A 24,994-nucleotide genomic window follows, 5' to 3' on the forward strand; every position below is an offset into this window, starting at 1 on the left:
GAGATTTATCATATATTACAGATATGAATTGGAGGGATGAACATGAATACAAAAAGATTATCACTTCTTGCCCTGGGCGCGCTTACAGCTATGACACTGCTCCTCAGCGGCTGCGGCCAGCAGGCGCAAAAAGAAATCAAACTAGGTGCAACGTCCGGTCCGCATGCCGAGGTAGCCGAAGCAGTGGCCAACGAAGCGGCCAATCAGGGACTCAAAGTCACAGTGGTGGAGTTTTCCGATTACGTTACCCCCGACCAGGCACTGGCTGACGGCGATATCGACCTGAACAGCTACCAGCACGAACCATTTCTCAAGAACTTTGCTTCTCAGCACAATGCCGACCTCTCTCCCATCGGCACGACGATTCTCATGCGCATGGGCATTTACAGCGATAAAGTCCACAGTGTAAACGACATCCCCGATGGCGCCAAAGTAGCCATCCCCAATGACCCGACCAACGGCGGCCGCGCGCTGATGCTCCTCGCAAAAGCCGGACTCATCACTCTGCCGGAAAACAATTTCAAGGTTACGATTCAGGATATCCAGTCCAACCCCAAGCATCTCCAGTTTGTCGAGCTCGAGGCTGCGCAGCTGCCCCGCAGCCTGCAAGATGTCGATATCGCCGTCATTACGATGAATTACGTCATGAGCGGCGGCCTCGACGTCGAAAAACAGGGCATCTATCTGGAAGACAAATCCGAACCGCTGGCAGTCATGGTACTGGCTACCCGTACGAAGGACAAAGACAATGCCGACTATCAGAAAATCGCCCAGATTTTCCACTCGGAGGCCGTCAAGAAATTCATCCAGGAACAATATCATGGTACCATCGTACCGGCAGAATAAGGAGCAATCACTATGGCAGGACTATCCAAACGGACGGAATCCTTTACGGATTCCGTCATCCGGCGCATGACACGCGTCTCACTAAAATATCAGGCAGTCAATCTCAGTCAGGGCTTTCCCGACTGGGATCCGCCGTCAAAACTTACCACACGGCTAGCTGAGATTGCCGCTCAAGGGCCCCATCAGTATTCCATCACCTGGGGCGCCCAGAACTTCCGCGAGGCGCTGGCCAAGAAGCAAACGCATTTCACCGGGCTTGACATCGACCCCAACACCGAAATCGTCACCACCTGCGGCGGCACCGAAGCCATGATGACCGCCGTCATGAGTGTCACTGACCCCGGCGATAAAGTCATTGTCTTCTCTCCCTTCTATGAGAACTACGGCGCTGATGCCATCCTTTGCGGTGCTGAGCCCATCTATGTGTCGCTAAAGCCCCCTGCCTATACCTTTGATGCTAACGAACTGGAAAAAGCCTTCCAGCAGCATCCCAAGGCTTTGATTCTCTGCAACCCTTCCAATCCCTGCGGCAAAGTGTTTACCCGTGAAGAATTGCAGATCATCGCCGACCTGGCGGAGAAATACGATACCTGGGTCATCACCGACGAAGTCTACGAGCATATCGTCTATGAACCCTATGCGAACATCTACTTTGCCACCCTGCCGCGCATGCGGGAGCGCACGATTTCCTGCGGTTCCCTCTCTAAGACCTATTCCATCACCGGCTGGCGTCTTGGCTACGTCATTGCCCGCCCCGAAGTCATCGAAGTTGCCCGCAAGGTTCATGACTTCCTGACCGTCGGTGCCGCAGCGCCATTACAGGAAGCTGCCGTCACCGCCCTGAGCTTCGATGACAGCTACTATGACTGGCTCAAACAACACTATACGCAGAAACGCGAACTTCTCCTAAAGGGCCTGCGCGAAATTGGCCTGCCCCATACGGAGCCGCAGGGAGCCTATTACGTCATGGTCGATATATCCGCCTTCGGCTTTGATAGCGACGAAGAATTCTGCGAGACTCTGGCTGAAAAAGTCGGCGTCGGCGCCGTCCCTGGCTCTGCCTTCTTCCATGAGGACAACAACGACTACATGCGCCTGCATTTCGCCAAGAATGACGACACCTTAAACGAAGCATTGACAAGACTTGCCGACATCTACAAAAAAATGCCCGTGCATCGAAACTAAACAAGCAAAAGACGGCAATACATTTTTGTACTGCCGTCTTTTTTTGCCATAGGGGAATCAATCACCCCATACCATGTTCCAATAAACTCTCAAACCGCTCACGAACCTGCGGTACCGACAGGCCCACGATGACCTGGATTGCACAGCCGTTATGGACAAGCCCGCGGGCACCGTGCTCCTCAAATACCTTCGGGTCAGCCAGCAAGCTGTCATCTTTTACCGTCACACGCAGCCGCGTCGCACAGTTGGTCACATCCACGATATTCTCCCTGCCACCGAGATCGGCGAGGAAAGCCGCAGCCTCTTCAGCCAGGATATCGCCTGCCCCCTTAGCCTTGTAGTCAGCTTTGGTGTAGAGCTTGACCTTTTCATCACCACGCCCTGGCGTCTTGAGATCAAGCTTTATGATAAGCGTCCGGAATACCACAAACCAGATTCCCGTGAAGATAAGTCCGACAACGATCTGGGTCAAAAAAGTTGGCCAGTGATTCTGGAATAAGGGAATCCAATCCTGGAACAGGGCGCAGTCCAGAAGACCGCCGCCAAAATTCCCCGTCACGCCCAGCGCATACATCGTAGCCGACAACGTGCCTGCCAGCAAAGCATGGACAACGAACAAGATTGGAGCGACAAACAAGAAGGTGAATTCCAATGGCTCCGTGATGCCGCAGCAGACCGCCACTGCAGCAGCGGGGAATACCAGCGCACCGATTTTCTTGCGGTTCTCCGGTTTCGCCGTGAAGTACAGTGCCAAGGCGATGCCCGGGCAGCCAAAGACCTTGCTCATGCCATGCAGGGCAAAACCTCCTTGCGGGAACAATTCAATCAAAGGCTTTGTCGAAGCCGCAAACTCCTGCAAATGCTGGAGCCAATAAACCTGGATGCCGTTGTCGACCACCGCCGGACCGAAAATGAACGGCAGATAAATGAAGTGGTGCAGCCCCGTTGGGATCAGGATACGCTCGAGGAACGTATAGACCCATACGCCGCCCACACCGGCACCCACCAAGAATCCCTGCAGCGAGGCAATGGCCAGCTGGAACTGTGGCCAAACCACACAAAACAGCAAGGCGATGGGGAACATCAGCCAAAAACCTGCCACGACTACCAATGATGAACCGCGGAAAATGCCTAGGCTTTCCGGCATGTTGACATCAAACAATTTCCCATGCAGCCAGACCGAAATGGCTGCAATGAGAATCGCACCGACAATACCGGTATCGAGGGTCTTGATGGTCGCCACCATCGTAAGCCCCGAGCCGGCTACGGCCTCCCGGGTGAAGTCGACGCCAAAGCTCGGCCCATAGATGGACAGGATAGCACTGACAAAATAATTGAAGATGATGTAGATCAGAAAGGATTCCATACAAGCCCGGGCATTGTTCTTTTTCGCCAGGCCAATGGGCAGGCCGATGGCAAATAAAAGCGGCATCTGCCGGAACACCGTCCAGGCTCCCTCCTGGATGATGTACCAGAAATTGTACCAAAGCGTCCCCTTCTCGGCGATAGGGCCGAGAAGCATCGCATTGGTGCACAGAATGGAGATCGCTACAAATATACCAAATACACCGAACATCAAGACCGGCGTGAACATCGCACCACCGAAGCGCTGGACGTTCTGCATGACAATATCTTTTGAAATCTGCATGACAAACTCTCCTATTCCCCGTCACAGGCTCTTAGTGCAGTTCCGGCCAATACTCTTTATTCGCCTCGATGAGGTCATCCAGGATTGCCTTGGCCACCGACGCCGACGGCACCGTCTTCGAAAGGGTCAGTGCCTGCCAGAGCTTCTGGTAGCTGCCATTGATCCAGGCATCGACGACGAGTTTCTCCACCGATACCTGCTGCTCCATCAGGCCCTTCTGGAACTGCGGAATCTTGCCGATGCTGACCTTCTCATAGCCATTGGCTCCGACGATGCAGGGAATCTCCACCATGGCCGTCGGATCGAAGTTCACGATGGCCCCGTTGTTCTCCACGATCAGGAGCATGCGGGCCTTCTGGTTCGTAGTGATGGCCTCGGCCAGATCCACGATATAGCTTGCGTGGTCATCGGCCTCAAAGGCACAATCCTTGGCCGTCCCCTTGGCCACGATATCCTTAGCTGCCGCGAACACATTCTTCTCGCGATGCTCCATGACTTCATTGGCCCGGGTATGGTCAGGATGCTGGTTGTCATGCTGGAACACATAGTCCGGATAGAGATAATATTTGAGATACGTATTGGGCAGCGTATCGGGATCGACTGCATAGACGTCTTTCGCCTTGGCGAAGGTATCCTGCCAGCTGGCCTCGACCTTTGCATCGTTGGAATTCACCACATAGCCATGCTCCTTGACATGAGCCTTGATCTTTGGCATGAGGTCATGGCCCTGCTTGTCGCGGATGTCACACCACCAGCCGAAGTGATTGAGCCCATAGTAGCGGACCTCCATATCCTTGCGACCATTAGGCAGCTGCAGGATTTCCGCCATGCGCTCCTCGATGCCCACCGGCATGTCACAGATGTTGATGATGCGGGAATCCGGGCGCAGACGGCGCGTGGCCTCAGCCACGATAGCGGCCGGATTCGAGTAGTTTAGCATCCAGGCCTGCGGCGAATATTTTTCCATGTAGTCGAGAATCTCAATAACCCCGCCGATAGAACGCATGCCATAGGCAATGCCGCCTGGGCCGCAGGTTTCCTGTCCGAATACACCGTGACGCATCGGGATTTTCTCATCCTTCTCGCGCATGGCGTATTTGCCGACCCGGATATGGGCCATGACGAAGTCCACATCGGTGAAGGCCTCCTCCGGGTCCGTGGTATATGAGAACGCAATCTCTGGCGCCCGCTCTGCCAGCAAGATCTTGCAGGCCTCCGCTATTTTCTGCTGCCGCTCAGCATCGTTATCGTAGAATTTTATCTGGCGAATGGGGAAACGGTCGCTGTGTTTCAAGAGCATCAGGACGATCCCTGGTGTGAAGGTACTTCCGCCGCCGGCAATAACAATCGATGACTTTTTCATAATAAAAACCCCTTTCAAAAATGATTGCCTGTGAAAAACCTTCGCGAATGGATTTCATGGCTTTATCATAATCAAAAGGAGTTACGGTTTCAATAGTTTTGGCGTGGTTCGGGAGACGTCACCCCAGCCTGTGACTTGTCACGATCTGGCGTGATATATCACATTTTGCCTTAGGTATCTTCGCTGTCACCATCCTGCTCTGCCAAAAACTGCGTATAGCTGACAAACCAGATTTCCACCATCAGGAAAAAGGCCAGCGTCGATTCATAAGGACGTTTCGATGCCACGGGAAGCGCCCTAGGCGTCACATAAAGATTTTCGGTACTGAGCCGTGCCAGTGAATTGCTTTGCAGCCGCGTCATCGAGATCAGTGGCACGCCTTTAGCATGCAGCGTCTTGGCAAAATCCACCACACGGTCACTCTCGCCGCTCAGTGAAATGATGACAAAAAGATCCTCAGGCGTCGCATTCTCCATCGTGATGCGAAACTCATCCGGGCCGTAAATGGTATACAGATATTGATTCATCTGCAGGAACAGCCGCGTAAGTTCATTGGCGATATTGCGCTGCACGAGCCCCGAAGCAAAGACAAACACGCGGCGGGCACGATGCATCAGCCGATTGACACGCTCGAAATCCTGCTTGGCAATTTCCTCGCCGATGGCCTGGCACAAGGCAGTCGTCGCCTCGGCGATCGTCTGGGTAGGCTTGTCATGGGGCTTGGCATACTCCATCTTGAGCATGGCCTTCAAATCACTGAAGCCATCAAAGCCCAGCTTCTTTGCAAACCGCATCACCGTTGTGCGCGAAACATGGCAGGCATCTGCCAGATCATAAATCGATATATAACAACACTCTTCCAAATGCGCATAGATATAGCGCCAAACAATCAAATCGGTCTCGTTCAACCGGCTAAGATTATGCTTCACCAGCTCTTCCAACTTCATGCCATCATCCCTTCTGCCAGCAATACAACAACTGTTTACAGTATAGCACATCCAAGTCCTAAAATTTGACAAGTCAATTTGACCGGTCAATGACTTGTCAATTTCGCTCCCAGCCAAAAGGTACGATTTCACGAAGTTTTTCATTCCCGTGAAAAAGCTCTTCAAAATCACATACTTTTCTCACGAGAATGAATCCCCCGATATCTTACTACTTCCTAGCGAAAAAAGCGGCAACCAAATTGGTTGCCGCTTGCCTATATTAGCGTTTCATATTAATCATTGTCTCAAGCATTTCATCACTGACCGTGATAATCTTGGAATTCGACTGGAAACCACGCTGGGTAACAATCATATCCGAGAACTCGTTGGCAATATCCACGTTGGACATTTCCAAGGCTGACGAAGTTATCGTAGAGCCTGTCGAATCATACGAAACTTTTCCTGAATTGTTTGATTCTTGATAAAGACTGTTTCCTGTTTTAGTCAATCCTGCGGCATTATTAAACGTAGCAATGGCTATTTTTGCCTCTGCTTGTTTTACACCATTAGAATATACGCCCGTTATAACACCGCTACTGTCAATAGAAACACTCTGCAAATTTCCCGAAGCATTGCCATCACTCTTATTCGAAATAGTACTAGTACCTGCATACTGGGTAAGGCCACTTAAATTTAAGGTTACTTCTCCATCATCAAAGTTTCTGTCGCCGGAACGAGAAATAGCCAAGGAAGCGCTACCTGACACATACTGTCCTTTACCATCAAAAACTAAATTACTTTTACTTAAAGATACTGCCAGTGCTGTCCCATCATCTTCTATAACGCTATAGGTATCACTGCCACCAGCTAAGCTCAACTCCCAAGTACTCTCTGCTCCTGCCGTTCGTGTAAACAATACCGGTATTGAATGCAAACCACCATCAGTATCATATACTGCCACAGTTGTCGTTATCGAAGAATAGAAAGTATCGCCACTGTTATAATTCTTTCCTAATAATCCAGTCAACGTCTTCCCATCAGACGTCACAATACTAAGTGAGTCAATATCTTTTCCGTTAAATCTATACGCAGTTCCCTCGCCATGTCTTGTAATAGCTGTTATCATGCCATCTGAAGCTCTTCCTGTCCTCACATATGACTGATTCGCCGATGTAATACTAAATGTCGATTGTGCCGTATCTTTCCGTCCGTCTGCACAATTAATTTCAGCTCCAGCATTAGGTTTAATCGTTCCAATCGTAAATCCACCAAATGTGACTAGATCCCCATCACTATAGGTAGCATTCTGCGGATTCGGAATCCTAACTGTAACCTGTTGGCCTGCTGCTGTTCCAAAATTACTATCAAGCTCAAAGGTAACTTCCACTGCAGAATTCGGATTCGTAGCCGGACCTACAGCAGTAACACCATTAGTAACAATTTTTCCCGAAAGTGCTATCGACCCACCATATGTATAGTTTCCACTTGTCAAGCCAGTAAGATTTAACGGACTAGGGTTAACCAATGTCGATGATGAACCAGAATTTACCTGTACATCTACCGTTCCTGAAGAATTTGCTGTAACTGAGTTTATAGTTTTCGTCCATAGTGTAGTACCACTCAATTGTTGATTTGTCGTAAAATTAAATCCTGCAGTATCATCTACTTCAATCGTTTCTCCAGTATTTGTAGTAAGAGTTATTGTTCCCTTATCTATTTTCGTCGGAGTATATGAGGTTACTGTTTCTTGCGTACCATCAGCATATTTTACAATCATATTACTAATATTGTAGCCCGTCATATCTGCCTGTAAATTTTTCGTGTATGAGGCAAGCGTAGTTGCCGCTGCATCCATTCCCTTACCTACCTGAATCTGGATATCACCATCAGGGTCGCCGGCAGCATTACTGATATCACCATTCTTAGCTATATAGCCTTGAACTTTCATACCACTTCCTGGCATCACCAGATTTCCATTGGCATCAAACTCAAATGCACCATTACGGGTATAAAAAGTTTCATTTCCTTTTTTTACCACAAACAAACCATTTCCTGAAATGCATAAATCAGTATTTTTACCCGTAGCCTGTACCGACCCATCTGTAAATAACATGTCAATACTAGATACACCTGTCCCCAAACCAATTTGTTTAGGATTTGTTCCACCAAGATTCCCACTAGGTGCGCCAGCACCAGAAATCGTCTGGTTAAGCGTATCCGCGAAGGTCACGCGGCTGGATTTGAAACCTGTCGTATTAACGTTGGCAATGTTGTTGCCAATTACATCCATTCGCGTCTGATGGCCTTTGAGCCCCGAGACACCGGCATATAATGAACGCATCATGATTAATCACTTCTCCTTTATCCCATGTGCCTTAAAGTATTGCGGCACTGTCTATGTTGGTAAAAATATTTTCTTTAGCACTTGCTTCATCCACAGCCGTGATAACCGTGCGGTTTTTCACGCTTACGACAAGGGCCGTCTGCTTCATCCAAATCAGTGCTTCCCGCGAGCCTTTGGCGGCCATGCGGTCAACAGCAGATTCCAGACGCGCTTTGTCCTCCTCATCCAATGCTATCCCGCGCAGTTCCAGCCGCTTTTCTGCATGGCGCGAAAATTTGACGCCATGTTTCACCGCGTGCAGTTCGCGAGCAAATGCCGTTGCGTTTGGTTTTGGCGACGTTCCCTGTCTCCTGCCGATTCCTGCCATTCCCTGCTCGGCTTTCGCTGGTGTTTTGACGATTTCTTTCATAGTTGCCTCAACCCTCATGTGTGTTTTAAAACCTATACTTTTCGGAATAGACAAATTCTATATAAAAAAACTAGAACTATCACCGAAAAAGAAAGAAGACTAAAATAAAAACAGCCTATTCAAAAAAGTATACTTTTCCGAATAGGCTGTTTGCTTATTTCCGACGCTTTTCGCGCTCTTTTTGCTGCTGACATTTATTATAGAACGTAGAAACCGGCATGTTTATTTTCCTGGCTGCCTGGTTCAGTGAAAGCTCTCCGCGCCGCCAGGCTTGATACACACGGGCAAATCCCTGTGGCAACGGCTTCTGCGGCCGGCCAAAGCGCACACCACGCCGATGCGCTTCAGCAATCCCTTCGGCCTGCCGCTGACGGATGTTGTGCCGCTCGTTTTCGGCCACAAAGGACAGCACCTGCAAGATAAGGTCGCTGACAAATGTCCCCAATAAATCCTTGCCTCGCCGTGTATCCAATAGCGGCATATCAAAAACAACAATATCGGCGCCTTTGACTTTGGTTATCTTCTGCCATTGCTCCAACACCTCGCGATAATTGCGGCCCAGCCGGTCAATGGAATGGATACAGAGAATCGTCTCGTCATCGATACGCTGCATAAGCTTCTGATACTGCGGCCGCACAAAATCCTTGCCCGATATTTTATCCATATAAATGTTTTGCGGCTCGATTCCCATCTTCCGCATAGCGGCCAGCTGCCGCCCCAGATTCTGCTCCCGCGTGCTCACGCGCACATATCCCAAGATTTGCTGCATAATAATCCTCCCCAATAAAATAATAGGGCTATGCACGCATCCAGCATGCATAGCCCCATTTATTTTACTGAGTATCTGTATTATCCCTCAATGGATTTCATCGGCATCGTTCCATTTGGCATTCTGCTTCTGCAGGGCCGCAAACGATTGACGGATTACCGGGCAGCCATAACACTCCTGCCCATCAAAAGTATCAGCTTTGGCAAAGTGTTCCATCAGATGTTTGCGGCAGGCCTCGTCGACGATAGCTGGCTGCAGTTCTGCCAGCGTCTTTTTACGTTCGCCCAAAAACTGCCGCATCCACGAATTCCACTGCGCATATTGGCGATAGAGCTGACGATGCAGAAAATCAAAACCATTGCCCGCAAAATTTTCCTTGGCATTGCAGAGTACATTACAGTTGGCACATTCATAGGTCGTTACCGTCGTGGTCTTTACATGGGAGACGCACGACTTCGGCAGTGACCAGGCAAAGTAGCCTGTCATCTTCGCCATGCGCATGATATCGGCATGCTCCTTTGCCAGGCGCTCAATATTCTGCGGGATATAGTGGCGGACCGTAGCCTCCAGGTTCGCCTTGGTCGCCCGCACAGGAAACGGAATCAGCTTGCCGCACTCTTCTTCGGAATCTGCCATATTTGCCTTATGTACCATCCCTAAAATCAACAGCGTCCGCTGCTGTTTCATCAACGACAAAAATTCATTGCTATTGCTGATGCCCCGCGGATCGCCATCTTCTTCCATAGCTTTATGCAGCTCAATTGCCACCAGCAGCATGCGCTTGTGCAGTTCCAGCATTTCGCCAAACATGTCCTGCATTTCTTCGCGGAGTTTTTGCTTATCACTATCTGCCGCCATCCTGTGTCACTCCTTCAGACCCTCACCTTACATCTAATCCCTTTTATTTTTTCGCGGTCTATTGGCAAACTCCTTTATTCTCAGCGGATAAAATACGGCTTGAGTGCAATCGTCACAAAAAATACCAGCGCGGACAGCACGACGATTGTTGCCCCTGCCGCCATATTGAAATAATAGGCAAGGATCAAGCCGCTGACACCTGTGAGCAGTGCCAGGCAAACAGATACCAGGTGATATTGCTTGACATTATTCGTCACATTGCGGGCTGCCGCCGCTGGCAGCACCAACAGCGCATTGATAATCAGGATGCCGACCCACTGGATACTGATGGAGACAACCACCGCCAGGATTGCCGCAAACAGCCCCTCGACCCAAAATGTCTGGATGCCGCGGCTGCGGGCAAAGGATGAGTTGATGGACAGGATAAGCAGCTTGTTGTAGAGAAAGGCCCATCCTGCAATGACCAGCAGGAATACGAACGCCAAGGCCTGCAAGTCTTCCTCAGTGATGCTCAGGACATCCCCGATCAGGAATGACGAAAACTTGTTGAAACCACCGCCACTCGTCATGATCATCAGGCCCAAAGCTATGGCCGTCGACGAAAACACGCCGATAATCGTATCCGTTGAAGCCGTGCTCTTATTCTTGATATAGGTGATGCAGAGCGCAAACAGGATGGAGAACGCCACCAGCGATACCAGCGGCGATACCACGCCCAGCAGCACGCCAATCGCTATGCCGGTAAAGGCCCCATGGCCTAGGGAATCGGAGAAGAAGGCCATGCGATTTGAGACCACCATCGTGCTCAAAAGACCAAACAAGGGCGTTACAAGCAGGATGGCAAGCAGGGCATGTTTCATGAACATATGGCTGGCCCAGTCAAAGGGCAACAGGATATCCATGATGCTGTAAATCATTTCCATCAGTCAGCCCTCCCCATCATCTGCATGGCTTTCCACGGCTGCATCGCCGCCCGCCAGCATGCCAAAGATGCGGCGCGTGCGCGCGTCGCTGAACACCTCATCCGGCGTGCCCTGCGTGACGACACGCTGGTTCAGCAGCACGACCTGGTCAGCATGACGCGCCACCATGTTGAGGTCATGCGATATCAGGATGATGGCCATGTCTTCCTGCTCACGCAGCTCGGCCAGGATCTCATAGAAAAGCTCCAAGCCATTCTGGTCAACGCCTGACACCGGCTCGTCAAGCAGCAGCAGGTCCGGCAGCGGATCAAGTGCCAAAGCCAGCAGCACGCGCTGCAGCTCGCCTCCCGACAGCGCCCCGAGGCGGCGGTCAATCAAGTGCTCAGCATGGACACGCGCCAGACTTTTCTCGACCTGCGGGCGCAGGCTCTTATCCGAGCAGAGCCAGACCGGCCGTTTCGACAGGCAGGCCATAAAGATATCCATGACACTGGTCGGCGCACTGACATCAAAACGCAGATACTGCGGCACATAGCCGATAACCGGATGGCCCGTGTGCTTGCCCTTGGCATCGACATAGTGAAGTTTTCCCTGATGCGGCACCTCACCTAAGATGGCCTTCAAAAGCGTGCTCTTGCCTGCGCCATTGGGGCCGATTATCGCCGTCAGCTGGCCGCAATGGATATGGATGTTGACATCTGTAAAAATGGTCTGACGGCCAATCTTGACCGCAAAATCCTCGATTCGCGTACAGCATAATTTCGCGCAGTCTTCGCTCGAAGCTGCGTGATGATGTATGATATTCTTAAACAATTCCGTTACTCCTTAAACTCAGCGGGTCAGCCGGCGGAAGGACCGGCTCCCGAGCACAAAGCCCAGCAGGGCATAGATAATCAGCACCAGCACCGATGTCAGCGCAGTCTGGCTGCCACTGCCCAGGCCGCGCAGCAGATAGCTCGTATGTGTCAGCGGCAGGAGCTCGATGACATAGCGCAAGAGATCTGGCAAGGCATGTGTCGAAAAGAACGTGCCACAAAGGAACGACATAGGCAGCAGGATATAGGTGTTGACCTGGCTCATTTCCTCATAAGTCCGTATCTTCATAGCCGCAATGAAGCCGATCTCGGCAAAAATGATGCAGTTGAGCACCAATACGAGCAAAAACAGCGGCGTCAGCGTGAAATGGGCGCCAAAGGCCAGCGCCAAGGCCACGATGATGGCCGAGGAAATCAGGCCGCGCAGTACGGCTGCCAGCACCTTGCCAATGACAAAGGCATCGGGCCATATCGGCGCGATGATGTATTCTTCGAGGCTCTTATGGTAGATGCGCTCGGCGTGCACTGGCGTGATGCTGTTGAAGCTTATGTTCATCGAGTTGAGGGCCAGGATGCCTGGCACGAGAAAGTCGAGATACGAGCCTGACTCCACCTGGATGCTGCGGCCAAGGCCCCAGCCAAAGGCGACAAGATAGAGCATCGGTGCCACCATCCGCGACAGGATGAACTTCGTCATCCGGCGCTTGAGTACGACCCAATCGCGCCAGAACACCGTCCAGATATCATAAAGCATCAGATGCCCTCCTTTCGCCCCGTGAGCTCAATGAACGCGTCCTCAAGATTTGTCGGCCGTATGAGTATGGAGCCGTCGCCTGCCTGCTGGCCAGCAAATTCCGCTGCCGCCTGTTTTTCGGCAAAGAACTTATACTCGCGCCCTTCACTGCCATCCCACTCGACCGTATAGCGGCCAAGCTGCTCGCAAAACTCCTTAGGCGTATCAAGGGCCACAAGCCTTCCCTTATTCAGGATTGCCACGCGGTCGCAAAGCGATTCGGCCTCCTCGATATAATGGGTCGTCAAGAAGACCGTGACGCCATCCCGGGCCATCTGCCGGATAAGCTGCCAGATGCGGCGTCGCACCTGCGGGTCAAGGGCCACCGTCGGCTCATCCATAAACAAGATGCGCGGGCGATGCAAAAGCGCACGCGCAATCAGCAGCCGGCGTTTCATGCCGCCCGACAGGCGGCGTACACCATCATTTACCACATCGGTGAGCTCGACATATTGCAAGAGCTCATGGATGCGCTGCCGCCTATCCTCGCCTTTCATATGATGGAGCCGCGCATGCAGCTCGAGGTTTTCCCCCACCGTGAGGTCCTGGTCGAAATTCACATGCTGCGGCACGACACCGATGACGCTCTTGAGCTCCTGGGCATAGGCGGCAAGCGCCCTTCCCTCGTAGCAGATGCGGCCGCTCGTCGGCTGGGTCTGCATCGTCAGCATGCGGATGGTCGTCGTCTTGCCCGCGCCATTAGGGCCGAGCAGTCCGAAGATCTCCCCCGCGCCAATGGACAGCGACAGCCCATCGACTGCTGTCTTATCTGTATTCTTGCCCGCTTTTGTCTTATGCGGGAATCTCTTGGTCAAATTCTCTATGGTTATCATGACGTAACTCCCATGTCTTCTACTATAATATTGTAGCAAATCCGTCAAGACTTGGACTTTCCGGCAAAATTCCGCTACAATAGATTCTAGCAGAATCAACAAGGAGATGTAAACATGACCGATCAACAAATCAATCTTTCACCAGCTGAGGCCCAGCGCATGACACGCAATATCCAGGCCCTGCAGAAACGCCTGCGCGATATGCATGCCATGCGTGACACCATCAATAGATCCCTGGCCCGTGTGACCGCTGACAACCTGAGCCTGGCACTGACCCAGAAAAAGAACCTCAAGGCCCTCAGCAGCGAATACGACAAGCTCACCAAGGAGACTGGCTGCCTTGACCCGCTCGACGCCGCCCAGATCCTCGAAGAAGAATACAACTATATCCTGACAATCGGCAACGTGCTCGAGACGACGCGAGAACTCAAGAAAACGAAAAGTCTCCAGGACAACAATCGCGATGCCATCCTCGACGGTCTCTTGAAATTTTATGATGGCCTGCGCGCCGAGCTCGCGGCTGCAGCGTCGGCAGAAACTGCCAAGCAAGGAGGCGCACCATTACGTTGACCCGCCAAATCCTGTCCATACTCACATTATCGCTGGCCCTGCTGCTGGCAGGCTGTGGCAGCAGCACGCCGGCAACAGACACCAGCACACCACAAAAAGCAGCGGATACCACGGAGCCCGTGACTGCCCCAGCCTGTATCCTGGCAGATAGCGGCCTTGCCAACCTGCAGCTTGACACGCCCAGCCTGCCCGTCTATGACCAATATACCATCGCCGAGCGCCGGGCCAAAAACCTGCCGACGCAACTGCCCCAGCTCCAGCCCTATAAAGAGGGCAAAGTCGCCTATCTGACCTTTGACGATGGCCCCGATGACAAGAACACCCCTGCCATCCTCGACATCCTGAGGGAAAATGATGTACCAGCTACCTTTTATGTGACTGGTGCCCATGCCGAACTTCATCCCGATGTCTTGAAGCGCATCTTTGACGAGCATCATGCCATCGGCAACCACAGCTATGACCACGATTATAAAAAGCTGTATCCCTCCGTCGATGGCTTTCTTGCCGAAATGCAAAAAACCGATGATATCATCAAGAATATCATCGGTTTTCGCCCGCTTATCCTGCGGGCACCTGGTGGAGTTGTCGGTCATTTTACCGAGGCCTATCGGACAGCGCTGACAGCAAACGGCTATGTCGAGCACGACTGGAATGTCAGCTCCGCCGATGCGGCCCCAGGCCATCCCACCGCGCAGGATTTCATCGGCAATATCGACAGCCAGACGGATAACAAGGACTTTGCCATCATCCTCATGCATAGCTCCGAAGGCCATGAGGAAACCGTCAAAGCCCTGCCCGAAATCATCCGTATCCTCAAGGCCAAGGGCTTTACCTTTGGCGTCATCACGCCGATGACACCACAGCCTTGGTGATTGCACGCCGCCTCAGAGATTTTCCAGCAGGCGGATCTCATTTTTCATGATATACTCCTGCTTATCCGGCATACGGCCATTGACAAGATACGAGAAGGCAAGATCTACAGCCAGATGTCCCTGCCGGTATGGGTGCTGGAAGATAATAGCCCGCACCACCCCAAACTTCATCATTTCCACGGTCGTTGGTACGCTGTCGAAGGCGATAACCATCGGCCGTTTTTCTTTGGGCAGCTGCATGACGGCGCGGCCGATCCCATAGACACCAGCAGCCAGGGAAACGACGGCCGTCGTCTCGGGGTGGGCCGTGAGGAAAGCCTTCGTGCGCTCATACGCAAAGATCTCATCATCCTCATGCTCGATGACATCGATGACATGGAAATCCTCCACACGCTGCATGCGATGCATAAAGCCATCGAGCCGCTGCTTATGACCGAGCACCTGCCGGCTACCAAGCACCAGGCCAATCTCCGCCCGGCGCCCAAACATTGCCTCCAGCAAGGCACAGGCCGTAATCCCGCCGTTAAAATAATCACTGCCCACATAGCAATGGCGTTTTGACCCGTCAACATCGTTATTGACATTGACGACAAAAATCCCCGCAGCCACCAGTTCATCGATCTTAGCGACCACCCGCGCATCATTGATGGGATTGAGGATCAGCGCCTTGACCTCTGGCTGCAATTCTTCCATGAGCCGCAGCTGTTCCTCTGGCTGATAGCCTTTCATCGTGCGGATGTCTACCTGCAAGCCATAAACCGCATACTCCCTTGCCGCATCCTTCATGCCCTCTATCACCTTGTCAAAAAAAGCATTGCCCTCCGACGATAAAATCACGCCGATGATGGGCCGATTCTTGCGGGCCGCTAATGCTTTGCCAGCCGGATTCGGCTCATAGCCCAGCTGCTTAGCCATCTTGCGGATATGCTCCGCTGTTTCGGCATTGACACGGCCACGGCCATTCAAGGCACGGTCAACCGTCCCGCGCGATACGCCGCAAAGCTCAGCAATTTTCTTCATGGTAACCATACTATCATCTCGCTATCCTGCATAATCCCTTATTCTCGTTCCTTATGATATCCGTATTTTAGCAAGTTTTTCCGCTTTCGTAAATAACAAATCCTTTTAATAAACAAAAGCCTCCTCTGTCATCTCTGGCAGAAGAGGCTTTCGTGCTCCATCAGCAAAGTTCGATATTCTCTCCCTGCAAGCCAATCCAAGCGCCATCGCGGTCAAGACCGCTCTCCTTGTGGGCGATCAGCCATTTGTTGTCTGCAAAGAGCAGCCGGTCCTCGGCCTGCTGGCCGGGCTTTTCGCGCAGCTCCTCGTTCGTGCCCTTGGGCAGCACGACGCCGCAGCGGAACTCCTGGCCCTCCTTGCCGCACGGCGCATAATGAAGCGTCGTCGCATAAAGCTCCACCGCCGTGCCGGCCGGCACAAAGAATACCTCCATCTTGCTCGTATCGTAGGTATTCGTCTCATAGTCGATATCCTGCTGGCGGCCCAGAATCAGATAAAGGTCCGTCGCCGCAATATCGATTTCCGAGGAACGATGATACTCCACAGCATTGAGCTTTTCATTCCAGCCGCTGCAATGGCCGAACTCGATAGCCTGCTCGCCATAGGTCTTATCCTTGAGTTCCTGGTAGAGTGGCAGGTCTTCAAACTCCTGAACCGACGGCTCGTAGACCACCTCGCCCTTCTTCACGGCTGGACGGGCTTTGATAGTCTCCACAAAGCCAGCCACATCCAGCGGCAGCACACGGCCATAGGGACGGAATCCTTTTTCTTTGACACTGCTGATTTTCATTTTCTGCACCTCGCGATTCTATTTATCCAATCATTCTTCTGATTCTTTGTAGCTGAAATAATCAAAGTCAGCGGGCAGCGCAGTTCCCGTGATGTCGATGCAGTTCATGCCGACAAACGCCCCGGTGAAAAAGCCACCACCCCGCACATAGTCATCGGACAACTTCCAGCTGGCCAGCGTGACCGGCAGGAACGTGAACGATGCGCCATCAAAGGAATACCCATAGCGGTAGCTCCGGCCACGGACCTCCACTTTGAAGTGGACCGCCTTCACATCCTCCGGCACGGGGATTTCCTGCCCGGCCAACGGCATCGAGAAGCTGCCATTATCGGCAATGACCAGATCGATACAGCGTCCCTTGCTCTCATTCCAGGTCACGTGGAAGCTGGACCAGTTCTCCGTATTGTAATAGCAGGTCATTCCCGCCATCTGCTGGAACGAAACCGGCTGGAATTCCACGCTGGTCTGGGCATCAAACTGGAACGACTGCCAGCGGCGTGCCACATGGGCCTGGGTGAATTTCGACTGCAGGGATTCACGGCCATAGAGCCGCAGGAATCCCGGGCGGGCAGTAAGGCTTCCCAGCGTTTCCGTAAAGGGTATCCGCAGGGTCTGGAAATTGATGTTCAAGGTATCCGCATCGAAATCATCCACCTCGTCATAGGTAGCGTCCCATTCCTGCGCCGGAAGCTCCGGTGCAGGTACCTCCAGGCTGCCCTGGCGGCCGCCAACTACGACAGGCCAGCCATCGCGCCATTCGATTTTTTCGATGGCGGTTTCACGGCCCAGCGGGCAGTAGGCGTGCTGCTCGCGCTCGCGGCTGGGAAAACCGTCGGGGGCCGGCAGCGGACGCCCCGTCAGATGCGCCAGGTACCACTCCCCCGCCTGCGTCTGCACCAGCGAGGCATGACCGCATTTCTGCAGCGGATTATGGATATCCGCCCAAGCGGACAGCATGGGGTAATCGGGCTGGATCTCGTAGGGACCATGGATGCTCTTGCTCCGCGCGATGGTCTCCGAATGCTGATACGTCGTGCCGCCCTCAGCTGTCATCAGATAATACATATCATTGATGTGGTAAAGGTGCGGGCCTTCGGTGTAGGCGATATCCGTACCCTTGTAGATGATTTCCGGCTGGCCGATGAGCTTTTCTTCTGCCACCGAATATTCCTGCAGGGCAATGCCATAGAAATTGTGATGGTAAACCCGCTGGTCCCAATACATATTGACCAGATATTTGCGGCCGCTGGGATCATGGAACAGCGAGGCATCAAATCCTGCCCCATTCAAAAGGATTGGCTTTGACCACGGCCCTTTGATATCTTCGGCCGTCGTAAGATAGTTATGGCAGTCCTTCCACATGCCATCCACCACCTTGACATCCGTGTAGATCAGCCAGAACTTGCCGTCAGCGTAGCTGAGATCCGGCGCCCAGATCCCGCCCGAATCCGGATTGCCCTTCATGTCGAGCATTTCCGTGGTGTCAAGGGGATGAGCGATGAGATGCCAATGCACCAGATCCTTGGAATGATGGATCTGCACACCGGGAAACCATTCAAAGGTGGACGTGGCAATGTAATAATCCTCCCCGGCCCGCACGATGCTCGGATCCGGATTGAAACCTTTCAAGATTGGATTCTGTATCTTCATAGTGAATGCTCCTTTTATCCCTTACATAGTCCCTGCTGCCGGCGTACCTTCATGCTCATGCTCCTGTTCCTGCTGATGACGGCTCTCAAGCTCCGTCACGATTTCGTGATAGCGTTCATCATCGAGGCCATAGAAGCAGATGTCCACGAAGGCCACTGCCAAGAACAGCAGCGGGATCAAGGTCGTCGTCAGCAAGATGCCCTGCAGGGCCTCCGGCGTCTGCACCTGATTGGCCACATAGCCAAACCGCGCCAGCATGAAGCCCGGAACGATGCCGCCCAAGGCCAGGCCGAACTTGAAGAAGAAGCCGATGATCGCATAGATCATGCCGCTCAGCCGCTTGCCCGTCTTGTACTCGCCATACTCGATGGTCTCCGGGATCAAAGCCCACATGAAACCGCCAGCGACGATTATGCCGCAGGAGCCGATGAAGCGCGCGATGAGTACCAGTGTGATGTTGTCAGCCGGTACCAGATAGGTGACGATGCAGCCCACCATGCCGAGCACCAGGGAGATGCGCAGCAGGTTGATCTTGCCGACCAGCTTGTTGAACGTCGGCACCAGCGGCAGCAGGAAGAAGGCCGGCAAGGTACCGATAAGGCCATACCACTGGATGAGATCCGGACGGTTGCAGTTATAGGTGATGAAATACGTGCCAATGGAATTCATGACCGCCATCATGCCGAAGAGGATGATGAAGAACAGGCTCAGGACAACCAGCGGACGATTGACCTTGAACTGCTTGAACACATCGACAAAGCGCAGCTTCTCATCATTGGACGGGTCGATCTTGATGCGCTCCTTCGTCTGGGAGAAGCAGTAGAGCAGCAGCAAGGCACCGATGACGCTATAAAGGCCCATGGTCACCTGCCAGCCGAAGCGGGACTCCTCACCCGTATAGCTGCCAGAAATCATCGTGACCAGTACGGGGATGCCGAAGGAAACGATGAGACCACCCAGATTCGCACAGAGCATGCGGATTGAAGTCATGCTGACGACTTCCTTGTTGTCGCGGGTCATCGCAGCCGTAAGGGCACCATACGGGATGTTGATGGTCGTATAGACCAGAGACAGGCCGATGTAGGTCGCATAGGCATAGATGATGCTCGCGCCCTGGGTGAGCTCCGGCGTGCTGAAGCAAAGGATGCCCAGCACTGCAAAGGGGAACGCACCGTAGAGCAGATAGGGCCGGAACTTGCCATAGCGGAAGGTGTGCTTATCCACGAAGGTTCCGACAATCGGATCCACAATGGCATCCATCACCCGCACGATGAGGAACATCGTCGCGACGATTTCCGCCGGCAGGCCATAAACATTGGTATAGAAAAACAAGAGATAGGTGCAAACCGTGGTATAGATGAGATTGCAGGCCAGGTCACCCATGGCGTAGCCTGTCTTTTCCCGCATGCTCAGCTTGTAATTCTTCAAAGCTTCCATATTATACTCCTTCTCCTACCAGCTGTTCAGCAGCCGATATGACGCAGTTTCTTGCCATCCATCAGGTTTTTCTCGATATTCTCGAGCGTTACATTCTTCGTCTCCGGCACATAAGCCAGCGTCAAGACGATGAACAGGCCATTGAGCAGCGCATAGAGCCAGAAGGTATGCGCCGACCCTAAGGTATCGACCAGCGTCAGGAATGTCGCACCGACAATCGCGCAGGTGATCCAGTTCGTCATCGTCGAGCAGGCCACACCGAATTCGCGGGACTTGAGCGGCTGGATCTCCGAGCAGAGAACCCAGACAATCGGACCAGCACTCATGCCAAAGCCAGCAATGCTTACCATCGTCATGATGGCAGCCAGATAGGAAACCGACACATCCGCCGTGCCAGCTTCAAGCATCGACATGCAGACACCTACCACTGCCATGGACAGTGCCATGACGCCAAAACCGATCTTGAGGGTCGGCTTGCGGCCATTCTTATCCACCATGAAAATGGCGATGAACGTGGACAAGACAAAGACGATACCATTGATGACCGTGCCGATCATCTGATCCTCGGTGGTCGAGAACCCAGCCAGGCTCAGGATCTTCGGCGAATAATACATGATGACATTGAATCCCGTAAACTGCTGCATAGCCTGCAGCAGCACGCCGAGGAACACCGCCCGGCGGACATTCTTGTTCGCCTTGAACAGCCCCCAGCCGTCCTGCTTGATCTTGAGCGTCTCCTTGATATCCTTGAGCTCTTCCATGGCTGCCTGCGCACTGCCGTGCAGGGATTCAAGGACATGCGATGCGTCCTCCATGCGGCCGACCGCTGCGAGCCAGCGCGGGCTGTCCGGCAGGCGGATGACTGTCAGCAGCAGCAGCACAGCCGGCAGGGCGATGACCATCAGCATCATGCGCCAGTTGCCAGTATAGCTGAAAGCCGTATCCGACAGGAATGCGGCAAGTATTCCTACCGTGACCATCAGCTGATAGCCGGATATCACCCGTCCACGAGCATTCTTATCCGACATCTCAGCCAAATACAGCGGCGCCGTATAGGATGCTATGCCAACTGACAACCCAAGAACCAGCCGGAAGCCTATGAGCATATCGGCACTCACGGCAAAGCCAGACCCCAACGAACCGACGATGAAGAGTGTCGCACCGATCATCAGGCTTTTCTTGCGGCCGATTTTCTTGGCCATGACCGAGGCAATGATGGCACCAGTAGCGGCACCGACCATCATCGAGCTGACTACCCATTCCTGCGCCGCACTTGTGAGATTCCATTCCTGCGTGATGAACGGCAGCGCTCCGGAAATAACACCCTGATCGAGGCCGAAGAGCAGACCTGCCATGCCGGCAGCAAAGTAGATGAACATCCGGACATGTGCCACCGCATGCCTTGTCTCCTGTTCCTCAGCCACATCTCTTGCGATTGAAGCCTCCATGGATAAAACCTCCCCCTTTTATAACACAGCCAGATCGCTATAGCATTCCTTGAGCTGGACGTATAGTTTCTGATAGAGCCTATGCCCCTTCTCATAATACGCATGTGCCGCAGGCTCCGGCTGGCACCAGGTATCCTGCTCGATAAACTGGCGGCAGGCCGATGGCACATCACGGAAGATACCTGCTCCAACACCAGCCAGGATAGCCACGCCCAGGGCTGGCCCCTCCTGTGCCTTGATGGTCTTGACCTCGCAGTTGTACATATCGGCCAGCATCTGCCGCCAGATGCGGCTCTTGCCACCGCCGCCGCAAGCCATCATCTCGTTGACATCAACTTTCATCTCTTTAAGGATGCCGAAACAATCCGCCAAAGAGTAGCTGACCCCCTCCATGACGGCGCGCAGCATATCCGCCTTCGTATGGATAGCCGACAGGCCGAAGAACACACCCCGGCAATCAGGATTCAGATGCGGTGTGCGCTCGCCCATCAGATAAGGCAGATACAGCAGCCGGTGGCTGCCAATCGGCACCTTGGCCACATCCTCATTGATGAGGTCATAGGCATCAACCTTTTTGAGTACCGCTTCATCTTTATACTTTTCGGCCAGATTGTCGCGGAACCATTTGAGCGACAAGCCCGCTGCCTGCGTGACCCCCATGACATGCCAGCAGCCCGGCACCGCACAACAGAACGTATGGACACGTCCCTGCGGATCAATGCGCGGCGCGCTTGTATGGGCAAAGACAACGCCACTCGTACCGATGGTCGTGAACGCACGGCCGTCTTCGACAATGCCTGTCCCCACAGCAGCCGCTGCATTGTCCCCAGCGCCACCGACCACCACCGTATCGACGGTAAGGCCTGTGCGCTCCGCGAACTCAGCCGTGATATGACCGGTCACCTCTGGCGATTCGTAGACCTTCGGCAGCAAGGCTTCATCAATCTCCAATTTCTCCAGGATCTCCTTGGACCAGCAGCGGTTCGGCACGTCCAGGAGCTGCATGCCGCTCGCATCGGAGACCTCCGTCGCATAGTCACCAGTCATGCGGAAACGCACATAATCCTTCGGCAGCAAGATATGACGGCAAGCCCGGTAATTTTCGGCCTCATGATTGCGGACCCAGAGGATCTTCGATGCCGTGAAGCCCGTAAGTGCCGGATTTGCCGTGATCTCGATCAGGCGCTCTTTGCCGACCCGCCGGGTGATTTCCTCACACTCCTTGCCAGTGCGCTGATCACACCAGATGATTGCCGGACGGATGACCTCATTCTTTTCATTGAGCATGACCAGCCCATGCATCTGCCCCGAAAGACCAATCCCCTTGATGTCCGCAGCCGGTACCCCTGACTCGCGGACCACCTCCTTCACCGTCTTCAGGACCGCGCCATACCAATCCAGCGGCTCCTGCTCCGCCCAGCCATTCTGTGGCTGATAGAGCGGATATTCCTGCGAAGATGACCGCACAACCCGACAGTTCTCATCGAAAAGCACTGTCTTGGTGGCTGAGGTACCGATGTCGATACCGATAAGATATTTCATAAATCCTGCCCCCCTGTTTATCCAGCTTCCGTATTGCGTGCTTATGCACGCTCAAGCTCGACATCAATATATCACAGGATAAAACAAGAGTCAATACGAATTTTTATTTTTCTAAAAATTTGTTATAGCGCCCAAATAATAATAAATTTGCGCATTATATAGTAATTCATCCCCAAAATGCCCCAATAATAAGCCGAATAAAAATAAAACAATTGACAATGCATTTTCACAGTGCTATGCTAGTAACCGAATCAGGCGTGCACATGAACGCACGCAGTCAACATCTAGCTGTGATTATATTTTCAAAAAGGAGCGTTTTATCATGACCATGAGCAACATCCCAACTGTCAAATGCGGTATCCTGTCTGTGAGCCGCGACTGTTTCATCATTTCCCTGTCGGAGAACCGCCGCCATGCCATCGCGGAAAGCTATAAAAAAAAGTACGGCCCTCTCTACGAAGTAAAGAAGACTGTTGAAAATGAAACGGATATGTTGGCTGCTGTCAAAGAAGCCAAAGAGGCCGGCTGTAATGCTTTGGTTGTATTCCTTGGCAACTTCGGCCCGGAAACGCCGGAAACGCTGATTGCCAAAGAATTTGATGGCCCAGTCATGTATGTCTCCGCTGCTGAAGAGACGGGCAAGGATCTCATCAATGGCCGTGGCGATGCTTACTGTGGCATGCTCAATTGCTCGTATAATCTCGGCATGCGTCATCTCAAGGCCTTCATCCCCGAGTATCCTGTCGGCACGGCTGATGATATCGCCACGATGATTGCCGAGTTCCAGCCGATTGCCCGTACGCTTATCGGGCTCTCCCACCTCAAGATCATCACGTTCGGGCCTCGCCCTCAGGATTTCTTTGCCTGCAATGCGCCAATCCAGCCCCTCTACGACCTCGGTGTGGAAATCGAAGAAAATTCCGAGCTAGACCTGCTGGTCGCTTACCGCGCCCACAAGGATGATCCGCGCATCACAGCCATCGTCGAAGATATGGCCAAAGAGCTCGGCCAAGAGGGCAACCCATATCCGGAAATGCTGCCGCGCATGGCTCAGTTCGAGCTCACGCTCAAGGATTGGATGGCTGAACACAAGGGCTCGCGTGACTATGTCGCCTTTGCCGATAAATGCTGGCCAGCCTTCCCGAAGGAGTTCGGCTTCGAGCCCTGCTATGTCAACAGCCGCATGGTCTCCCAGGGCATCCCGGTCTCCTGCGAGGTCGATATCTACGGCGCACTCAGCGAATACATCGGCCTCTGCGTCAGCGGCGATGCAGTGACGCTGCTCGACATCAACAACAGCGTCCCGAAAGATCTCTACGAAGCCGATATCAAACCTTCGACCAGCTACAAACTCGAAGATACCTTCATGGGTTTCCACTGTGGCAATACGCCGCTCTGCAAACTCCGCAAAGGTGGCGTGAAATACCAGCTGATCCAGAACCGCCTGCTTGAAAATGGCGGCAAGCCAGACTTCACGCGCGGTACTCTCGAGGGCGACATCGCAGCAGGCGACATCACCTTCTTCCGCCTGCAAAGCACCTCCGATGGCCAGCTGCGCGCCTATGTTGCCGAAGGTGAAGTCCTGCCGGCATCGACGCATTCTTTCGGTGGCATCGGCATCTTCGCCATCCCGGAGATGGGCCGCTTCTACCGCCATGTGCTGATCCAGAAACGCTACCCGCATCACGGCGCCGTAGCCTTCGGTCACTTCGGCAAGACACTCTGGTCTGTTTTCCAGTATCTGGGCATTGCCGATGTCGCTTTCAATCAGCCCAAAGGCATGCTTTACCCAACGGAAAATCCTTTCGCCTAAATATTCCCCCTTCCTATAAATTCCCATAGAAAAAAGGCAGCTGTCGTCACAGCTGCCTTTTTTCAGGGAATTTGTCGTTTTACTTTTGGGGAAAAACGGAAAAACGGAATATGCAAAGGGGAGTGGCATATTTCCATTAT

Annotated in this window: 21 protein-coding genes and 1 pseudogene; 5 read left to right on the forward strand and 17 right to left on the reverse strand. The window is 52.9% G+C overall.

Going from position 1 to position 24,994, the window contains the following annotated elements:
• Window positions 1–42 precede the first annotated feature (42 nt).
• Window positions 43–846: a MetQ/NlpA family ABC transporter substrate-binding protein gene (locus BM322_RS03950; protein WP_075428609.1), complete on the forward strand. Its 804-nt coding sequence runs from the start codon at window positions 43–45 to the stop codon at window positions 844–846.
• 12 nt (window positions 847–858) lie between these two features.
• Entirely contained in the window at window positions 859–2,031 is a 1,173-nt protein-coding gene (locus tag BM322_RS03955) for a pyridoxal phosphate-dependent aminotransferase (RefSeq protein ID WP_075428610.1), read from the forward strand.
• 79 nt (window positions 2,032–2,110) lie between these two features.
• On the opposite strand, the pseudogene BM322_RS03960 reads toward BM322_RS03955, so the two are convergent.
• The 11 genes and pseudogenes from BM322_RS03960 to BM322_RS04010 form a co-directional block, all read right to left on the reverse strand.
• A pseudogene (locus BM322_RS03960) lies at window positions 2,111–3,679 on the reverse strand (alpha-glucoside-specific PTS transporter subunit IIBC); the annotation flags it as partial.
• A 31-nt stretch (window positions 3,680–3,710) separates the two neighbouring features.
• Window positions 3,711–5,042, reverse strand: coding sequence for a 6-phospho-alpha-glucosidase (locus BM322_RS03965; protein WP_075428612.1), 1,332 nt, complete (start codon window positions 5,040–5,042; stop codon window positions 3,711–3,713).
• A gap of 170 nt (window positions 5,043–5,212) precedes the next feature.
• Complete coding sequence (locus BM322_RS03970) at window positions 5,213–5,989, reverse strand: MurR/RpiR family transcriptional regulator (protein ID WP_075428613.1); 777 nt, start codon at window positions 5,987–5,989, stop codon at window positions 5,213–5,215.
• A gap of 259 nt (window positions 5,990–6,248) precedes the next feature.
• Window positions 6,249–8,312: a flagellar hook-basal body complex protein gene (locus tag BM322_RS03975; protein ID WP_075428614.1), complete on the reverse strand. Its 2,064-nt coding sequence runs from the start codon at window positions 8,310–8,312 to the stop codon at window positions 6,249–6,251.
• 31 nt (window positions 8,313–8,343) lie between these two features.
• A complete protein-coding gene (locus tag BM322_RS03980) occupies window positions 8,344–8,721 on the reverse strand; it encodes a TIGR02530 family flagellar biosynthesis protein (RefSeq protein WP_075428615.1) in 378 nt (125 codons plus the stop codon).
• Between the two features lie 154 nt (window positions 8,722–8,875).
• Complete coding sequence (locus BM322_RS03985; RefSeq protein ID WP_075428616.1) at window positions 8,876–9,490, reverse strand: recombinase family protein; 615 nt, start codon at window positions 9,488–9,490, stop codon at window positions 8,876–8,878.
• Between the two features lie 87 nt (window positions 9,491–9,577).
• Window positions 9,578–10,348, reverse strand: a complete 771-nt coding sequence (locus tag BM322_RS03990; protein ID WP_075428617.1) for a hypothetical protein — start codon at window positions 10,346–10,348, stop codon at window positions 9,578–9,580.
• A gap of 80 nt (window positions 10,349–10,428) precedes the next feature.
• A complete protein-coding gene (locus tag BM322_RS03995; RefSeq protein ID WP_075428618.1) occupies window positions 10,429–11,271 on the reverse strand; it encodes a metal ABC transporter permease in 843 nt (280 codons plus the stop codon).
• Between the two features lie 3 nt (window positions 11,272–11,274).
• Window positions 11,275–12,084, reverse strand: a complete 810-nt coding sequence (locus BM322_RS04000) for a metal ABC transporter ATP-binding protein (protein WP_075428619.1) — start codon at window positions 12,082–12,084, stop codon at window positions 11,275–11,277.
• An 18-nt stretch (window positions 12,085–12,102) separates the two neighbouring features.
• Window positions 12,103–12,840 carry an ABC transporter permease gene (locus BM322_RS04005; protein WP_075428620.1) on the reverse strand — a complete coding sequence of 246 codons (738 nt, stop codon included), beginning with the start codon at window positions 12,838–12,840 and terminating at the stop codon, window positions 12,103–12,105.
• Window positions 12,840–13,712: an ABC transporter ATP-binding protein gene (locus tag BM322_RS04010; RefSeq protein WP_075428621.1), complete on the reverse strand. Its 873-nt coding sequence runs from the start codon at window positions 13,710–13,712 to the stop codon at window positions 12,840–12,842. The genes BM322_RS04005 and BM322_RS04010 overlap by 1 nt, the downstream gene beginning before the upstream one ends.
• Before the next feature lie 114 nt (window positions 13,713–13,826).
• Here BM322_RS04010 and BM322_RS04015 point away from each other — a divergent pair, with 114 nt between their 5' ends.
• Together BM322_RS04015 and BM322_RS04020 are read left to right on the forward strand one after the other, a co-directional pair.
• Complete coding sequence (locus BM322_RS04015; RefSeq protein ID WP_318254522.1) at window positions 13,827–14,282, forward strand: sporulation-specific protein 15; 456 nt, start codon at window positions 13,827–13,829, stop codon at window positions 14,280–14,282.
• On the forward strand, window positions 14,279–15,154 hold the full coding sequence (locus tag BM322_RS04020; RefSeq protein WP_075428622.1) for a polysaccharide deacetylase family protein: 876 nt from the start codon (window positions 14,279–14,281) through the stop codon (window positions 15,152–15,154). Before BM322_RS04015 ends, BM322_RS04020 begins: the two co-directional genes overlap by 4 nt.
• 12 nt (window positions 15,155–15,166) lie before the next feature.
• Here the strand turns inward: BM322_RS04020 and BM322_RS04025 are convergent, their stop codons facing one another.
• From BM322_RS04025 to xylB, 6 genes are all read right to left on the reverse strand, one after another.
• On the reverse strand, window positions 15,167–16,183 hold the full coding sequence (locus BM322_RS04025) for a LacI family DNA-binding transcriptional regulator (protein WP_075428623.1): 1,017 nt from the start codon (window positions 16,181–16,183) through the stop codon (window positions 15,167–15,169).
• Between the two features lie 151 nt (window positions 16,184–16,334).
• Window positions 16,335–16,964, reverse strand: a complete 630-nt coding sequence (locus BM322_RS04030) for a DUF4867 family protein (RefSeq protein ID WP_075428624.1) — start codon at window positions 16,962–16,964, stop codon at window positions 16,335–16,337.
• A 30-nt stretch (window positions 16,965–16,994) separates the two neighbouring features.
• Window positions 16,995–18,614 (reverse strand): glycoside hydrolase family 43 protein, encoded by a 1,620-nt coding sequence (locus BM322_RS04035; protein ID WP_075428625.1) that lies wholly within the window; start codon window positions 18,612–18,614, stop codon window positions 16,995–16,997.
• Window positions 18,615–18,635: 21 nt separating this feature from the next.
• On the reverse strand, window positions 18,636–20,051 hold the full coding sequence (locus BM322_RS04040; RefSeq protein WP_075428626.1) for an MFS transporter: 1,416 nt from the start codon (window positions 20,049–20,051) through the stop codon (window positions 18,636–18,638).
• A gap of 26 nt (window positions 20,052–20,077) precedes the next feature.
• The gene (locus BM322_RS04045; protein ID WP_075428627.1) at window positions 20,078–21,499 is read right to left on the reverse strand and encodes a sugar porter family MFS transporter; all 1,422 of its coding nucleotides are present in this window, start codon (window positions 21,497–21,499) and stop codon (window positions 20,078–20,080) included.
• An 18-nt stretch (window positions 21,500–21,517) separates the two neighbouring features.
• Entirely contained in the window at window positions 21,518–23,041 is a 1,524-nt protein-coding gene (xylB, locus tag BM322_RS04050) for a xylulokinase (protein ID WP_075428628.1), read from the reverse strand.
• A gap of 322 nt (window positions 23,042–23,363) precedes the next feature.
• Between xylB and BM322_RS04055 the strand changes: the two genes are divergently transcribed.
• Entirely contained in the window at window positions 23,364–24,854 is a 1,491-nt protein-coding gene (locus BM322_RS04055; RefSeq protein ID WP_075428629.1) for an L-fucose/L-arabinose isomerase family protein, read from the forward strand.
• Window positions 24,855–24,994: the final 140 nt, after the last annotated feature.

The organism is Selenomonas sp. GACV-9, from assembly GCA_900116485.1.
In the GTDB taxonomy this organism is placed as follows: domain Bacteria; phylum Bacillota; class Negativicutes; order Selenomonadales; family Selenomonadaceae; genus Selenomonas_A; species Selenomonas_A ruminantium_G.

Bases quoted from the DNA above. Each gene is read 5' to 3' on its own strand.
- BM322_RS03990 (WP_075428617.1), bottom strand. From the start codon at position 10,348: ATGGCGGCAGATAGTGATAAGCAAAAACTCCGCGAAGAAATGCAGGAC.
- BM322_RS04040 (WP_075428626.1), bottom strand. From the start codon at position 20,051: ATGGAAGCTTTGAAGAATTACAAGCTGAGCATGCGGGAAAAGACAGGC.
- BM322_RS04005 (WP_075428620.1), bottom strand. From the start codon at position 12,840: ATGCTTTATGATATCTGGACGGTGTTCTGGCGCGATTGGGTCGTACTC.
- BM322_RS04015 (WP_318254522.1), top strand. From the start codon at position 13,827: ATGACCGATCAACAAATCAATCTTTCACCAGCTGAGGCCCAGCGCATG.
- BM322_RS04025 (WP_075428623.1), bottom strand. From the start codon at position 16,183: ATGGTTACCATGAAGAAAATTGCTGAGCTTTGCGGCGTATCGCGCGGG.
- BM322_RS03985 (WP_075428616.1), bottom strand. From the start codon at position 9,490: ATGCAGCAAATCTTGGGATATGTGCGCGTGAGCACGCGGGAGCAGAAT.
- BM322_RS04035 (WP_075428625.1), bottom strand. From the start codon at position 18,614: ATGAAGATACAGAATCCAATCTTGAAAGGTTTCAATCCGGATCCGAGC.
- BM322_RS03980 (WP_075428615.1), bottom strand. From the start codon at position 8,721: ATGAAAGAAATCGTCAAAACACCAGCGAAAGCCGAGCAGGGAATGGCA.
- BM322_RS04055 (WP_075428629.1), top strand. From the start codon at position 23,364: ATGACCATGAGCAACATCCCAACTGTCAAATGCGGTATCCTGTCTGTG.
- xylB (WP_075428628.1), bottom strand. From the start codon at position 23,041: ATGAAATATCTTATCGGTATCGACATCGGTACCTCAGCCACCAAGACA.
- BM322_RS03970 (WP_075428613.1), bottom strand. From the start codon at position 5,989: ATGAAGTTGGAAGAGCTGGTGAAGCATAATCTTAGCCGGTTGAACGAG.
- BM322_RS03965 (WP_075428612.1), bottom strand. From the start codon at position 5,042: ATGAAAAAGTCATCGATTGTTATTGCCGGCGGCGGAAGTACCTTCACA.
- BM322_RS04045 (WP_075428627.1), bottom strand. From the start codon at position 21,499: ATGGAGGCTTCAATCGCAAGAGATGTGGCTGAGGAACAGGAGACAAGG.
- BM322_RS04010 (WP_075428621.1), bottom strand. From the start codon at position 13,712: ATGATAACCATAGAGAATTTGACCAAGAGATTCCCGCATAAGACAAAA.
- BM322_RS03955 (WP_075428610.1), top strand. From the start codon at position 859: ATGGCAGGACTATCCAAACGGACGGAATCCTTTACGGATTCCGTCATC.
- BM322_RS03995 (WP_075428618.1), bottom strand. From the start codon at position 11,271: ATGGAAATGATTTACAGCATCATGGATATCCTGTTGCCCTTTGACTGG.
- BM322_RS03950 (WP_075428609.1), top strand. From the start codon at position 43: ATGAATACAAAAAGATTATCACTTCTTGCCCTGGGCGCGCTTACAGCT.
- BM322_RS04030 (WP_075428624.1), bottom strand. From the start codon at position 16,964: ATGAAAATCAGCAGTGTCAAAGAAAAAGGATTCCGTCCCTATGGCCGT.
- BM322_RS03975 (WP_075428614.1), bottom strand. From the start codon at position 8,312: ATGATGCGTTCATTATATGCCGGTGTCTCGGGGCTCAAAGGCCATCAG.